The organism is Nocardioides sp. (assembly GCF_029937575.1).
Lineage (GTDB): Bacteria > Actinomycetota > Actinomycetes > Propionibacteriales > Nocardioidaceae > Nocardioides.
This window is the reverse complement of sequence record NZ_JAPYPS010000088.1, coordinates 1-13,732: the sequence shown is the minus strand read 5'-3', so window position 1 is coordinate 13,732 and position 13,732 is coordinate 1. Positions and strand designations below refer to the sequence as shown.

General features: G+C 71.5%; 12 protein-coding genes. 9 read left to right on the top strand and 3 right to left on the bottom strand.

From position 1 onward, the window contains the following. Together Q1K33_RS19130 and Q1K33_RS19125 are read left to right on the top strand one after the other, a co-directional pair. Positions 1-1,043 (top strand): HNH endonuclease signature motif containing protein (locus tag Q1K33_RS19130; RefSeq protein WP_300406345.1); only part of this gene is annotated, 1,043 nt, incomplete at its 5' end. Positions 1,044-1,204: 161 nt separating this feature from the next. Then, on the top strand, positions 1,205-1,468 hold the full coding sequence (locus Q1K33_RS19125) for a hypothetical protein (protein WP_300406344.1): 264 nt from the start codon (positions 1,205-1,207) through the stop codon (positions 1,466-1,468). 249 nt (positions 1,469-1,717) lie between these two features. Here Q1K33_RS19125 and Q1K33_RS19120 read toward each other — a convergent pair whose 3' ends face one another. Beyond that, entirely contained in the window at positions 1,718-2,728 is a 1,011-nt protein-coding gene (locus Q1K33_RS19120) for a TerC family protein (protein ID WP_300406343.1), read from the bottom strand. Positions 2,729-2,905: 177 nt separating this feature from the next. Between Q1K33_RS19120 and Q1K33_RS19115 the strand changes: the two genes are divergently transcribed. After that, positions 2,906-4,336: a haloalkane dehalogenase gene (locus tag Q1K33_RS19115; protein WP_300406342.1), complete on the top strand. Its 1,431-nt coding sequence runs from the start codon at positions 2,906-2,908 to the stop codon at positions 4,334-4,336. A gap of 22 nt (positions 4,337-4,358) precedes the next feature. After that, positions 4,359-5,348, top strand: a complete 990-nt coding sequence (locus Q1K33_RS19110; protein WP_300406341.1) for a bile acid:sodium symporter family protein — start codon at positions 4,359-4,361, stop codon at positions 5,346-5,348. Here the strand turns inward: Q1K33_RS19110 and Q1K33_RS19105 are convergent. Continuing rightward, the gene (locus Q1K33_RS19105) at positions 5,305-6,372 is read right to left on the bottom strand and encodes an FAD-dependent oxidoreductase (protein WP_300406340.1); all 1,068 of its coding nucleotides are present in this window, start codon (positions 6,370-6,372) and stop codon (positions 5,305-5,307) included. The genes Q1K33_RS19110 and Q1K33_RS19105 overlap by 44 nt on opposite strands. A gap of 32 nt (positions 6,373-6,404) precedes the next feature. Here Q1K33_RS19105 and Q1K33_RS19100 point away from each other — a divergent pair, with 32 nt between their 5' ends. The 5 genes from Q1K33_RS19100 (at position 6,405) to Q1K33_RS19080 (ending at position 12,751) form a co-directional block, all read left to right on the top strand. Then, entirely contained in the window at positions 6,405-7,046 is a 642-nt protein-coding gene (locus tag Q1K33_RS19100; RefSeq protein WP_300406339.1) for a hypothetical protein, read from the top strand. A gap of 162 nt (positions 7,047-7,208) precedes the next feature. After that, positions 7,209-9,605, top strand: coding sequence for a glycoside hydrolase family 3 C-terminal domain-containing protein (locus Q1K33_RS19095; protein WP_300406338.1), 2,397 nt, complete (start codon positions 7,209-7,211; stop codon positions 9,603-9,605). Between the two features lie 57 nt (positions 9,606-9,662). Then, entirely contained in the window at positions 9,663-10,463 is an 801-nt protein-coding gene (locus Q1K33_RS19090; RefSeq protein ID WP_300406337.1) for a DsbA family protein, read from the top strand. Next, a complete protein-coding gene (locus tag Q1K33_RS19085; protein WP_300406336.1) occupies positions 10,460-11,119 on the top strand; it encodes a vitamin K epoxide reductase family protein in 660 nt (219 codons plus the stop codon). The genes Q1K33_RS19090 and Q1K33_RS19085 overlap by 4 nt, the downstream gene beginning before the upstream one ends. Before the next feature lie 69 nt (positions 11,120-11,188). After that, positions 11,189-12,751 carry a hypothetical protein gene (locus Q1K33_RS19080; protein WP_300406335.1) on the top strand — a complete coding sequence of 521 codons (1,563 nt, stop codon included), beginning with the start codon at positions 11,189-11,191 and terminating at the stop codon, positions 12,749-12,751. A gap of 69 nt (positions 12,752-12,820) precedes the next feature. Here Q1K33_RS19080 and Q1K33_RS19075 read toward each other — a convergent pair. After that, positions 12,821-13,732, bottom strand: a 912-nt coding sequence (locus Q1K33_RS19075) for an HNH endonuclease signature motif containing protein (protein ID WP_300406334.1), incomplete at its 5' end; no start/stop codon positions are given.

Below are 13,732 nucleotides of genomic sequence, written 5' to 3'. Positions count from 1 at the left end.
TCGGTCAGGCCGAGTCGTTGGACCTGCCCGGACAGCTCGGTGCGAGGTCGCTGTCTGCGTGGTTGGCGCGGACGACTCGGATGACCAAGAGCGAGGCCGGGCGCCGCACGAAGCTCGCCACGACGCTGTCCGCCCACGACCAGACCCGTGAGGCCGTCGCCCGTGGTGACGTGCTTCCCGAGCAGGCAACAGCGATCACGGCTGCGGTCGACGACCTGGACAACGACCTCGCCTCCGAGCGTGAGGTGGCCGAGCAGCACCTCATCGAGCAGGCCGCGCACTTCGATGCCTACGAGTTGCGCCGGCTCGGGGAGAAGCTGTTCGAGGTCCTCGACCCCGAGACCGCCGAGGCTCGTGAGGCCAAGCGGTTGGCCGACCTGGAGGAGCGTGCGAGGAAGAAGGCCGAGGTGAAGTTCCGCAACGGTGGGGACGGCACCATCCGTGGCAACTTCGTCCTGCCCGAGTTGCAGGCCGAGATGTTCCGCAAAGCCCTCCAAGCTCTCGCCTCGCCCAAGCACGTGCGTGCCACCGAGGGTGCCGGTGCCTACGACTACGAGAAGCCCACCCCGCACAAGCTGGGGCTGGCGTTCATGGAGTACATAGAGCGCTACCCGCTCGACGCTCTCCCGAAGCAAGGTGGTCTGGCCGCGACCGTGGTCATCACCGCACCGGCCGAGACGTTCACCCAGGGGGCGGAGAAGGCCGGTCACACCGAGACCGGCACCGGTGTCTCACCCGGGCAGCTGATCCGGTTGGCGTGCGAGGCCAAGATCTTCCCCGCGGTCATGGACAATGGAGGTCACGTCCTCGACCTCGGCCGAGGCACCCGGTTCCACACCGAAGCCCAACGCCTGGCACTGCTCGTCGAGCAGAAGCACTGCCAACACCCCTCCTGCGACACCCCCGGAGCCTTCTGCCACGTCCACCACACCAAACCCTGGGCCAACGGCGGGCACACCAACACCCGCGACGCCGTACTGTTGTGTCCGTTCCACCACCACCAGGCCCACGCCACCGGACAGACCTACCCGATCCGGACGTAGACCGACGGAGATCGGTCATCGATGCCTACGTCCCACATCCGAAGTGGCGATGCGTCCAGCCCTGCCGAAGTCGGACACAGGGTGGAGTCACTCGCCGGCGGGCCTCGAATTTTCCCGACACTGACCGCGAGACGTACCGTATGGCCCCGCGAGCATTGAGAGTGCCGATGACTGACCGAGCCGAAGAACTGAGCCCTCTTGCGCCGACTCCGCTGGAGATTTGCCTGACCGTCGTCTCACTGGCGGACGTCATGCTCGTGGTGTTGGTCGTCGTTCAGCTGCTTCGAGGAAAGATGACACTCCCGCACGGAGTGTTCGGCCTCATCGTCCTGCTGGCCTTCCCCGTCATCGGCCCCGTCCTGGTGCTGACATGGCGGGGCCGGGTAGAACGAGGCAAGGCCCGCAGCCAGCACGCCGTCGCTTGACGCCGTTTCGCCCGACTTGCTGGCGCCTCGGGCTCGCCGGAGGCGTGCTGATGACTGCACTCGTCTTGGCCGCCCTGTCGGCGATGCTCGCAGCGGCACTCCGCGCACGCAGGACGCGCCAGCGGAACTGAGCGCATCCGCCGTTCCGACCGCAACGCGAGGCCGACCAGGTCATCGATACCCACGGGCGTCGAGGGACGCTCGTGCGTTCCACCGCCGTGCGCAGCGCCGACCTCGACGGTTCGTCGCTCAGTCGCGCGCCAGGTCCTTCAGCTCCGGCGCAGGCTCCGCCTGTCGGCGCGCGGCGACCAACGACGTCGTCACGGTCAGGGCGAGGATCCCCACGATCACGCCCAGCGAGGCCAGCGTCGGGATCTCGGGCACCGACGTCCACTGCAGGTGTGCCCAGTGCAGGGCGAGCTTGACGCCGATGAAGCCGAGGATCGCGGCCAGGCCGTAGCTGAGGTGGACCAGCTTGGCGAGCGCGCCCTGCAGCACGAAGTACAGCGCGCGCAGGCCCAGGAGGGCGAAGGCGTTGGTCGCGAAGACGAGGTAGGGGTCACCGGTGATGCCGTAGACCGCGGGCACGGAGTCGATCGCGAAGACGATGTCGGTCGCGAAGACGGCCACGACGACGAGCGCGAACGGCGTCAGCGCCCGCTTGCTCACTCCACCGACCCGCTGGCGCACGGTCAGCTTCGTGCCCTCGTACTCCTCGCTGACGGGCATGAGCCGTCGTACGACGCGCACGATGCGCATCTCGGAGACGTCCACCTGGTGCTCGTCGCCCTTCATCGCGTCGCGCAGGAGCTTGACGCCGGTGGCGAGCAGGACGAGCCCGAAGATCAGGAAGACCCAGTCGAAGGCGGACAGGGCCGCGGCGCCCAGCGCGATGAAGATGCCGCGCAGCACCAGGGCGCCGATGATCCCGTAGAGCAGCACCCGCTGCTGCAGCGCCGCGGGCACCGCGAAGGCGGCGAGCAGGAGCATGAAGACGAAGAGGTTGTCGACGCTCAGCGACTTCTCGACGATGTAGCCGGTGTAGTACTCCACGCCGCGCTCACGGCCGTACTGCGCCCAGATGAAGACGCCGAACGCGGTCGGCAGGGCGATGTAGAACGCCGACCACAGGCCGGCCTCGCGCATCGAGACCTCGTGGGGCTTGCGGGTGGCGACGAAGTCGAGCGCGAGCAGGGCGAGTACGGCGGCGATGGTGACGGCCCACAGGGCGGGCGTGCCGATGGTGTCCAGCGTGGACATGGGTCTCCTCAAGCAGTGTCTGCTCGAGGTCTCCCTCACCGAGCACTCTGCTGAGCGACCGGCAACCACCCGAGGCGCCTGCGGAGGCGCCGTACTGACCGGGATGATCTGAGTGAGGTACTCCCCTCGTTGCCAAGAGTAGGGGACGCGGACAAGAGTCTGCGACACACTGCCCCCATGATCCCGACCATCACGGCCGCGCGCCTCAGCGGCGCCGTCGACCGGGAGCAGCATCCGCTGCTCGTCCTGGGACCCGCCGCGGGTGCCACGGCGCTCGACCTGTGGGTCGAGGTCGCCGCCGAGCTCGGCGATGCCGTCGACGTCGTCGCCTGGGACCTGCCCGGCCACGGCTACAACGCCCCGCTCGCCACCGTCGACGGGGACGAGGGCTACGACCTGTCCGAGCTCGCCGCAGGAGTCACCCGCGTGGTCGACGACCTCCTGACCCAGCGCGGCGACCTCGGAGCCGCCTGCTTCTACGCCGGCGTCGGGATCGGGGGCGAGGTCGGGACGCACCTCGCGGTCGAGTCGCCCGAGCGGGTGCTGGCGTCGCTGACCCTCGACGACGTGGCACCCGGGGATCGGGCGCAGGCGCTGCGCCGCGACCTCCTCGGCGAGGACGACCCCACGCCGTACGGGATGCCCGTGCACCGCACCCCGGACGCCCGGTTCGTCGGACTGCCCGACTACCCCTTCGCGCCGCGGTACGTCGACGTGGCCCCGGCCGACGAGCCGGACCTGACCCCGGTCCGGATGCACTACCTCGACGAGGGGCCGCCGGACGGCTCGGTCGTGCTGCTGCTCCACGGTCAGCCGACCTGGTCCTACCTCTACCGCCACGTCGTGCCGGTGCTCGTCGAGGCCGGACTACGGGTGATCGCGCCGGACAACATCGGCTTCGGGCGCTCCGACAAGCCGGCCAGCCCCTACGACTACACCCTCGCCCGCCACGTCGGCTGGATCCGCAGCCTCGTGACGACGCTCGACCTGCGCGAGATCACGCTGGTCGCCCAGGACTGGGGTGGGCCGATCGGCTTCAGCGCGCTCGCCGAGGAGCCGGACCGCTTCGCCCGCGTGGTCGCGGCCAACACCATCCTGCACACCGCCGACCCCGACCTCGCCGGCCGCATCGAGTGGGCGGTGCACGGGGACGGCGACTCCCGCGTGGTGATCGAGGAGAGCCTGCTCGACTACCTGCTCTACACCCAGCGCGCCCCGGAGCTGCGCGCGAGCGACTTCGTCGGCGCCACCGCGACCACGCCGCTGTCCAAGGCGGTGCTGGCGGCGTACGACGCCCCGTTCCCGACGCCCGAGCACACCGCCGGTCTGCGGCAGATGACGGCGCTGCTGCCGCTGACCCGCAACGACCCGGGCGCTCGGATCGGGCGGCGCACGATGCGTGCGCTGGAGGCCTTCGATCGACCGTTCGTCACCGCCTACTCGGACGGCGACCCGGCCACCCGCGGCTGGGAGACCGTCTTCGCCGAGCGGGTCCCGGGGGCCCGTGGTCAGGAGCACGTCACCATCGCCGGCGCCGGGCACTTCCTCCAGGAGGACGCCGGTGCCGAGCTCGGCCGCGTCATCGTGAAAGTCGTCACCACGACCTGATCGCTGGTGCAGACTGCCCCGGGTGAGCGTGACCCTGCTGAGCGCGGTCTCCACCGCGGCCGCCGACATCGACGAGCTGTCCCTCGACCTGAGCGACGGCCTGCAGCTCGGCACCAAGATCGTGATCGCGCTCTTCCTGTTCGGGGTCGCGCTCGACACCCGCCTCGGTGACTTCCGCGACGTCGTACGACGCCCGTGGGTGATCGCGGTCGGCATCGTCGCCCAGTACGCCGTCGCTCCCGGACTGACGCTGCTCCTCACCCTGGCGCTGGACGTGAAGGGCTCCGTCGCGCTCGGGATGCTCCTCGTCGCGTGCTGCCCCGCTGGCAACCTGTCCAACATCCTGACCCACCGCGCCCGCGGGGACGTCGCGCTCTCGATCTCGCTGACCGGTGTCTCCAACGTGCTCGCCGTGCTCGTGACCCCGATCGCCCTGGCGTTCTGGAGCGGGCTCAACCCGAAGGCCGAGGCGCTGCTGCGCGACATCGAGCTGTCGCCCTGGGACGTGATCGGCGAGGTCGCGCTGCTGATCGGGCTGCCCTTCGCCGCGGGACTCCTCGTCGCCTGGCGGGCGCCCGGCTTCGCGCAACGCTCCGGGCGCTTCGTCGAGCCGGCGACGCTGGTCCTGCTCCTGCTGATCGTGGTCGGCGGCCTGGCCGGTCAGTTCGACATCTTCGTCACCTACATCGGCGTCGTCGTGCTCCCGATCGTCGCCCAGAACGTCATCGCCCTCGGCGTCGGCTACGGGACCGGCCGCGTCTGCCGGCTCTCCGGGCCGGGCACCCGAGCGCTGACCTTCGAGCTCGGCGTGCGCAACACCGGTCTGGCCGTCGTGCTCGCCCTCGGCTTCTTCGCCGATCTCGGCGGGGTGGTGTTCGTGGCCGCGCTGTGGGGGCTCTGGGACGTCGTGTCCGGGCTCGCCCTGGCCACCTGGTGGCGCGGGCGGCCGACCGCCGAGGGAGCGGACCTCATCGGTAGCGCGCCAGCCACCGACGATCGATCCATCGCTTGAGGCGCAACGCCGTGCCGCCGTACCACCAGAGTCGACCGCGCACGGCGAGCCCGACACCGTCGCCGAGGTCGAGGACGGCCAGGGCCCGATCCTGCGGGGTGTACGTCGGCAGTGCCGCGTCGGCGGCGCGCGCGAGGAGGCTGGCCAGCAGGACCGGCCCCTGGCGCACGCCGTGGACGCCGATCCGGGGGAGCGGTTGCGGGGTGAAGTGGGCGCAGTCGCCCACGGCGTAGGTGTCGGGGTGGTCGACGTGCTGGAGGTACGCCGTGACCGGGATGCCGTCGGCGTCGCCGATCCCCAGCTCGCTCACGAGGGACGATGCGGCCAGTCCCGTGGCCAGGAGCGCGATGTCGTGAGGCATCGTGCGGCCGTCGTCGAGGTCCACCTGGCGCGCCGTGACCGTGCGCACCGCCGCATCGACGCACACCTCGACGCCACGCTGGTCGAGCAGGCGCACCACGCGCCGCCGAGCTCCCGGCGGCAGGTCGGCGCCGATCTCGGATCCGGAGTCGAGCAGCCGCACGGTGCCGACTCCTCCGCGTCCGGACAGGTGCGCGGCCAGCTCGATGCCGGTCGATCCGCCGCCGACCACGGTGACGCTCGCGCCCGGGATGGTCTCGAGCCGCGTGTCCAGGGACGCCAGGTCGGCCAACGGCTTGACCCGCAGGACGCCCGCACCGACCTCCATCCCCGGAGCCGCGGCGATGCTGCCGATGTTGAGCGAGACCACGTCGTACTCGATCTGGGCGCCGCCGGCAGTGGTGGCGCAGCGACCCAGCAGGTCGAGTCCCGAGAGCGTGTCCTCCACCAGCTCCACGCCGTGCCGCCGCGCCAGGGCACGTACGTCGATCCGCCCGGCGTCGGCGGGCACGCTGCCTGCAGCCGTGGCCGACGCGAGTCCGCTGTAGTCGAAGTGCCGGGGCGCGAGCACCCGCACCCGGTAGCCGGCTGAGGCAAGGTCCGGCGCGTTCGCGATCAGGTGGAGGTGGGCGTGCCCAGCGCCCACGAGCAGGAGGTCCGGCACCTGGTCGAGCCTACGTGCGGCAGGCTGGCGCCATGACGACTCCGCTCGGCGAGCAGCTCGCGACGTGGCTCGACGCCCTCGGGCTCGGCGCCCACCTCGGCGAGGCCGGGCTGCCGACGTACGAGCGCGACGCCGCCGGCCACGCCCGCTGGACCGACCCGGTGACCGCCGAGCCTCTCTCGACCCAGCAGCTCCAGCAGCTCGACGCGCTGCTCCGCAGCCAGGGCGAGGACCCCGACCACGCCGTCCCCCTGCCGCTGCTCCAGCTCAAGCGCCGGGCCCGGGTGCGCGCCGACCTGCTCGAGGACGAGTGGCTGACCTACGCCGCCCTCGCCGAGCGTCGGGGCGCGAGCCTCGATGCCACGAGGTTCTCGGTCCACAAGGACGCCGCCGACCGGCGGCTGCTGGTGCTGCGTGAGGGCCCGGACACGGTGGTGCCGGCCTTCCAGCTCACCGAGGACGGCACGATCCGGCCCGAGCTCGAGCCCGTGCTGGCGCCCCTGCTCGCCGCGGAGATGGACCCGTGGCGGACGTGGGCGTGGCTCGCCCGACCGGCCGCCCTGCTCGGAGGTCAGGTGCCCGAGCAGGCAGTGCGGGACCCGGAGGAGTCCGAGATCGTCGTGCGGGCGGCCATCCATCTCGCCGCACGCGTCGTCATCGGCGGCGCCGGCTGATCCGGCCACCAGGGGCACCACCCCCGTGCGACGAGGTCCACGAGATGCAGTGTACGGCGGTGGACGATCGCCTATGGTGACCGACGTCACTCCTGACATTCGGGGGCCGATCGACGACGAGATGGGGTTCGGGTGCGAGGACGACGTGGAGCGGGCGCTGTCATGGGGCTGACGGTCGCGGCGGGGTTGTTGAGCGCGTCGGGGGCGGACGCCGCCCCGGATCTCGCAGCTGGACCTGTCTCGTCCGCACAGGGCGTCACGACCCGAACGGCGGCCCCACCGGCCAAGCCCTGCCCGACGCAGCGCGCCCACCCGTGGTGCGACCGGGGGCTCGGCGCCGTCGAGCGGGCCGAGCTGTTCCTCGACGCGATGAGCCAGGACGAGAAGATTTCCTTCGTCGGTGGCCAGGGGATGGGCGCGGCGCCGCACACCGGCGGCACCTACGCGATCCCCAGGCTGGGTCTGCGCGAGATCTACTTCACCGACGGCCCGGCCGGGGTGCGTCAGGGCACCGCGACGGCGATGCCGATCCCGATGGCGCTCGGAGCGACGTTCAGCCCCGACCTGGCGCGCGCGTACGGCGCCACGGTTGCCGACGAGGCGAAGAAGAAGGGCAACGACGTCGTCTACGCCCCGACCGTCAACATCCTGCGCACACCGCAGAACGGCCGCACCTACGAGTCGTACGGCGAGGACCCCTTCCTGCTGGCCCGCACGGGCGTGGAGTGGATCAAGGGGGCGCAGGCGACCGGCGTGATCGCCAACATCAAGCACTACGCCGCCAACAACCAGGAGGGCTTCGGCGGCGTCCCGCCGATCACCTCGGTCGACGGCGGCCGGATGCTCGTCGACGTCAACGTCTCCTACCGGGCCCTGCGGGAGACCTACCTCCCGCAGTTCGAGGCGGCCGTCAAGCAGGGCCGCGTCGGCACCGTGATGTGCGCCTACAACCGGGTCAACGGCTCCTACGCCTGCCAGAACCGCCTGCTCCTGCAGACGATCCTGCGCCAGCAGTGGGGGTTCCGCGGCTTCGTGCTGTCGGACTACGGCGCCTCCAAAGACACCGTGCGCGACATGAACCGCGGCCTGGACTTCGTGCCCTTCCAAGGCGTCACCGACCAGTCCTACGGTCCCGAGCTGATCCGGCTTGCCCTGGCCTCCGGCGCGGTCTCCCAGGCGACCTTGGAGAGCCACGTGCGCCGGATGCTGCAGACCTTCTTCGCCTTCGGGCTCTTCGACCGACGCGCCTTCCGCAACGACGACTCGCGGATCGACCGGGCCGCCCATCGTCGACTCGCCCGCGAGGTCGAGGAACGCGCCATCACCCTGCTGAAGAACGACGGGGTGCTGCCGCTGAGGAGGGGTGTCGAGTCGGTCGCCGTCATCGGGCCGTACGCCGACCGGTTCGTCACCGGGGGCGGGTCCGGGACGGTCAGCGCCGTCGGGACGATCACGGCCCTGGACGGCATCACCCGGCGTGCCCAGCGCCGCGGCCGCGACATCACGGTCACCCACGCCGACGGCGGCGACCGTGCCGAGGCGGTCCGGCTCGCACGCAAGGCCGACGTCGCGATCCTGGTCGTCGGCGACGTGCAGACCGAGGGCCAGGACAAGGACTGCATCGGGCTCAACTGCCCCGCCGACCTCATCAACTCCAACGGCGTGCTCTTCCTGCAGGGGTCCACCTGCCTGCAGCAGTCCTGCCCGCTCAACGGCTTCGACCAGGACGGTCTGATCGACGCCGTCGCGGACGCTCAGCCCGACACGGTCGTCGTGCTCGAGACCGGCGGGCCGGTCCTCACCCCGTGGCGCGACGACGTGGCCGCGGTCGTCGAGGCGTGGTACCCCGGCCAAGCCGGCGGGACCGCCATCGCGAGCGTGCTCTTCGGCGACGTCGACCCGGGCGGGCGACTTCCGGCGACCTTCCCGGCCAGTGCGTCGCAGCTGCCGACCGCCGGCGACCGCCGTCTCTATCCCGGCATCCTCGAGGAGGTCTCCTACGCGGAAGGTCTGCGGGTCGGCTACAAGTGGTACGACGCCAAGGGGCTCGAGCCGGCCTACGAGTTCGGCGCCGGCCTGTCCTACACGACCTTCCGCTACGGCCGGCTGCGCGTGAAGCGTGCTCCTGGAGGGGCGGGCGAGTCCGACGTCGTGGCCACCGCGACCCTGCGCGTGACCAACACCGGGCGCCGTACGGGTGTGGCCGTCCCGCAGCTGTACGTCGCCAAGCCGGCCCGCCGCGGGCTGCGTCAGGTGCCCCGTCAGCTCGTCGGCTACGCCTCGACCGAGATCCGGGCCGGACGGAGCGTGAAGGTTGCCTTCCCGCTCAACCAGCGGACCTTCGCCAGCTGGACGGGCAAGCGGTCGGGCTGGCGCGCCGTACGGGGTTGCTACCGGCTCTCCGTCGGGAAGTCCTCGCGCGACCTGAAGCGGCGAGCCGTGGTGTCGCGCGGGACCGACTGCGAGCGGTCGCGGCTCCGCCTGGGCCGAAAGGGCGACGTCGACCTGCCGCTGCCACCGGTCGCCCGGGTCCGCTCGCTCGCAGGAAACGCTCAGTAAGGCTGGCTAATCTGGCCGGAGCACTGTCCAGCGAGCAGCAGAGGGTCGCGCCACGTCATGAGCAAGAACTCCAAGAAGAAGCCGATCGCCTACACGCCTCCCGGCGGGAGCAAGAGCCCCTCCAGCGGGCCAGGCTCCAAGTCCGAGGCGCGCGCCGCCGCGGCCGCGAAGGTGCTCGACGCCGACAAGAAGCGCCGGCGCACGATCGTGATCGCCCAGGTCGCCGTCGGCGTCGTCGTGATCGCCGCGGTGATCGGTGGTGTGGTGATCGGACTGCAGAGCTCCGACGACAACACCGCCTCGGCCACGCCTCCGGCCGCCGTGACCGACGACGGGTCGTTCGTCGTGGGCAACCCCGACGCGACCGTGACCGTGCAGGTCGTCGAGGACTTCCAGTGCCCGATCTGCCAGCAGTTCGAGGCCGCGTTCGGTGCCCAGCTCGACGAGTACGCCGCGGGTGACGACGTCAACGTCGAGTACCGCGGCATCGCCTTCCTCGACCGCGCCTCCTCCACGGAGTACTCCAGCCGGGCCCTGAACGCCTCGGCCTGCGTGATGGACTCCGGCACGGAGGTGTGGAAGGAGTTCCACGAGCAGATGTACCTCCAGCAGCCCGCCGAGGGCGGCGCCGGCCTGCCCGACTCCGACCTGGTCCGGATTGCCGAGGACGCCGGAGCCTCCGACGTGGAGGCGTGCATCGACGACCGGACCTACGCCGACTGGGTCAAGGCCACCACCGACGTCGCCTTCGACGGTGAGGTCACCGGCACCCCGACGGTCTTCGTCAACGGCGAGAAGCTCGCCGACTCCGCCCCGGCCACGATCACGGCTGCGGTCGACGAGGCCCTGGCCTCGTGACCCAGTCGCCTCCGGAGGCGACGGGCGACGACGTCCTCGTCGAGGACGAGGGTGACGAGCGGCCCTCCACACCTGCGGCGCCGACGCCACTGCGGCGGATCCACGGGTGGCTGCTCGTGGTGCTCGGTGGCGCCGGCCTCTACGCCGCGTTCTCTCTCGCCGTCGACAAGTACCGGATCCTCGAGGACCCGACGTTCGTGCCGGGCTGCGACCTCAACCCGGTGCTGTCGTGCGGGTCGGTGATGAACACCGACCAGGGCTCGGCCTTCGGGTTCCCCAACCCGCTGATCGGGCTGATGGCGTTCTCGGTCGTCGTAGCGCTGGGCGTGCTGATCGCCGGCGGTGTGACGCTGCCGCGCTGGGTCCTGGGCGGCCTGGCCGGAGGATCGCTGCTCGGGGTGGTCTTCGTGCACTGGCTGGCGTTCCAGTCGATGTACCGCATCGGCGCGCTGTGCCCGTGGTGCCTGGTGGTGTGGACGGTGACCCTGGCGACGTTCGTGTGGACGGCGCTGCTCGCCGCACGCTCCGTGCCGTCGCTCTCGCGGGTCGGCGGGGCGCTGTGGTCGGTGCGCTACCTGATCCTGACGTTCTGGTACCTCGGCTTCGTCGTTGCCGCGCTCATCCGGTTCTGGGACTACTGGCGCACGCTGTTCTGACCCGACGTCTCGTCGAGCACGGCCCGGCCGGGTCGCGCGGCGGGGCGGCGTCGTAGGCTCACCGGGTTCGTGAGCGGGCCGGATGCGGTCGGCGAGAGTGCGAGTGACGATGAGGGGCTGAACCCGATGGTGGACGCGGTGTCGCGCGAGATGATCCTGCCCGCGCTGCGGCTCGACGTACCGTCGCGGCCGTCCGAGCAGCAGGTGACGGCCTTCGTCGAGGGCACGGCAGCCGAGTGGACGTCCAGCCCGCGAGAGTGGGTGACCCACCAGGTCACGCGCCTTGCCGTGGCCGCCGTCCTGCGCGCGCGGCTCGACCAGGCCTCGTCGCTGCCGACCGAGCGTCACCCGTTGCCGGGCGACCCGGAGCAGGTGACCCTGGCCCAGCTGGTCGCGGCCTTCCGGCCCCACGTCGGGCTGTCCGCCCAGGCCTTCCAGCTCGGCGTGGTCGAAGCCGTCAACGCCCACGTGCCGGCCGCCGTCGACCCGCTGCGCGAGGGCCTGCGCCGGCTCGGCGTCACCGGCCGCGACCCGCTGAAGGTCATCGCCCTCGGGCTGGACAAGGTGCCCGGTCGCGCCGCCGGTGCCTTCTGGGACGGCGTCAGGACGGCGCCCGCCCTCACCGCGCTCGTCGACGCGCTGGCCGGCTCGGCCAGCTCCGACCTCAGCGGCCTCGACCGCAGCCACCTCGCCCGCGCCGACGCGATCGTCCTCGGCGGCGGCAAGGCCACCGCGATCACGATCGGTACGGCGGGCAGCCGGTCACGAGACGGTCAGAGGGGCCGCCCGTGGCTGACGGTGCCGCTCGCGGTGGGTCGTGGCTCGCGCGGGGACGCGCGTGGCTCCGGACCGGGCGGCTCGGCCGGGGCAGGTGCCTCCGGGGTGGAGGTCGGGCTCCGGTCCTCCGGCTGGGTCGAGGTCTTCGAGGCCGCGCTGGACGCGGTCGGCTCCGCGATGGCGCAGATCGACTCGGGCGGCAAGCCCCGGCTCGGCAGCCGCGGCGGACGACCCGACCCGCTGGCCGAGGTGGTCGCCCAGCGCCTGGTCGCGGCCAAGGACCGCACCGTCGCCGACGTGTGTGCCTCGCTGCGCGACATCGACCTGCTCGCTCTCGAGATGTTCGACCACCAGGTCGTCGTCACTCCCGTCCGCGTGCCGGTGCCCGTCGTCGAGGACGACGCCTTCCTGCAGCTGTGGCTCCCCAGCTCGGCCCTGGCCGGCCCGCTCTTCACCGGCAGCCCCGACCTGTTCCTCGGTGACGGCTCCGACGTGCGCATGGCTGCAGGCCGCCCCGGCGGCAAGTCCGGTGGCAAGTCGGCCGGTGCGAAGTCAGGTGGTGGGAGACCCGGCGGCAAGCAGGGCGGCCGGCCCCCGGGTGGTCGCGGGCCGCAGGATGGCGCTCCCGGCACCCCGAGCGCTCCCGGTGAGGGCCGGCGCTCGCGTCGTGGCAAGGGCCGCGGCCCGCGTCGCGACGAGACCCCGCCGGACGTGCCGCCGACCGAGCAGCCCCCGACGGAGACGCCGTCTGCACCTCTCGACAGCGCTCCGGAGACGAGCGCCCCGGCCGGCCCGCCGAGCACCGACGCCTCCGAGGTTTCCCCGCCGCCCACGGCGCCGTCTGACGGGTCCTGATCAGCGCTTCGCCCGGTGAGGACATGCCGATGACCCCGCTGTGGTGGGCGGGGTGGCGGGGCTTGGTGTTCAGGGCTCGGAGTCGGGTGGGATCTGCGTGGTGATCGGCATGCGGCCGTGTCGTCGTGCGCGGGTGACGCGGAAGCGGGTGCCGGACGGGCTGGTCCAGTCGTAGACCCCGGGTTCGGGGCTGGTGTAGGTCCAGGGGGAGAAGGCCTTGGTGCGGTGGTGGCGCCGACACAGCAGCGCGAGGTTGGACGTGGTGGTCTTGCCACCGGTGGCGGGGTTGGTCTTGTCGTAGGGCTCGCGGTGGTCGATGTCGGTGTAGCGGGCGCGTCTGGTGCAGTGGGGGAAGACGCAGCACTGGTCGCGTAGCCGGACCTGTTCGGCGAGCTTGACGGTCGGGGTGTAGGCCTGGGTCGAGATCTCGGTGTTGAGGTCGATGACGGGTTTGATGGTCACGGTGTTGCCGACGGTCTCGCACCATGCCTTGATCTGCTCGATCAGAACGTCGTTGCAGCCGGGGTTGTCGATGCTGGCGTGGGGGCTGTCGGGGTCGAGGTGGGCGTAGATCGTCACCCCACGCCCACCACCGGACTCCACACCACCTTCGCCTCCGTCGTTCTGGAGGTCGAGGGCGAGTTGGCTGCGGGCCATGTCCCCGACTGCCATCGCCCGCCGTGCGTCGAGTGGTTCCTCACAGCCGAGGTCGCCGAGAGCCTTCGCACCGTTCTTGACGGCCTGTTCGAGGTCCAGGGCGTCCTCGAGAGCGAGGCTCCCCTCGACGGCGACGGTCCCGTCGGTGGAGGCGCCGTCGAGGTGGATGTCGAAGGACCGGTCCTCGGCGGCCTTCTTCGCGCGGCGCTCTGCTTCGGCGGGGTCGTAGAGGTCGATGCCCATGGTCACGGTGCGCTCGATCTGCGCGTAGGTGCAGGAGTGCAGGACGGGGGCGAGCATGGTGTCGATGTAGCGCGCTGCTTC

Coding starts and splice junctions, on each gene's coding strand:
- Q1K33_RS19120 (WP_300406343.1), bottom strand. CDS start 2,728: ATGTCCACGCTGGACACCATCGGCACGCCCGCCCTGTGGGCCGTCACC.
- Q1K33_RS19095 (WP_300406338.1), top strand. CDS start 7,209: ATGGGGCTGACGGTCGCGGCGGGGTTGTTGAGCGCGTCGGGGGCGGAC.
- Q1K33_RS19090 (WP_300406337.1), top strand. CDS start 9,663: ATGAGCAAGAACTCCAAGAAGAAGCCGATCGCCTACACGCCTCCCGGC.
- Q1K33_RS19115 (WP_300406342.1), top strand. CDS start 2,906: ATGATCCCGACCATCACGGCCGCGCGCCTCAGCGGCGCCGTCGACCGG.
- Q1K33_RS19100 (WP_300406339.1), top strand. CDS start 6,405: ATGACGACTCCGCTCGGCGAGCAGCTCGCGACGTGGCTCGACGCCCTC.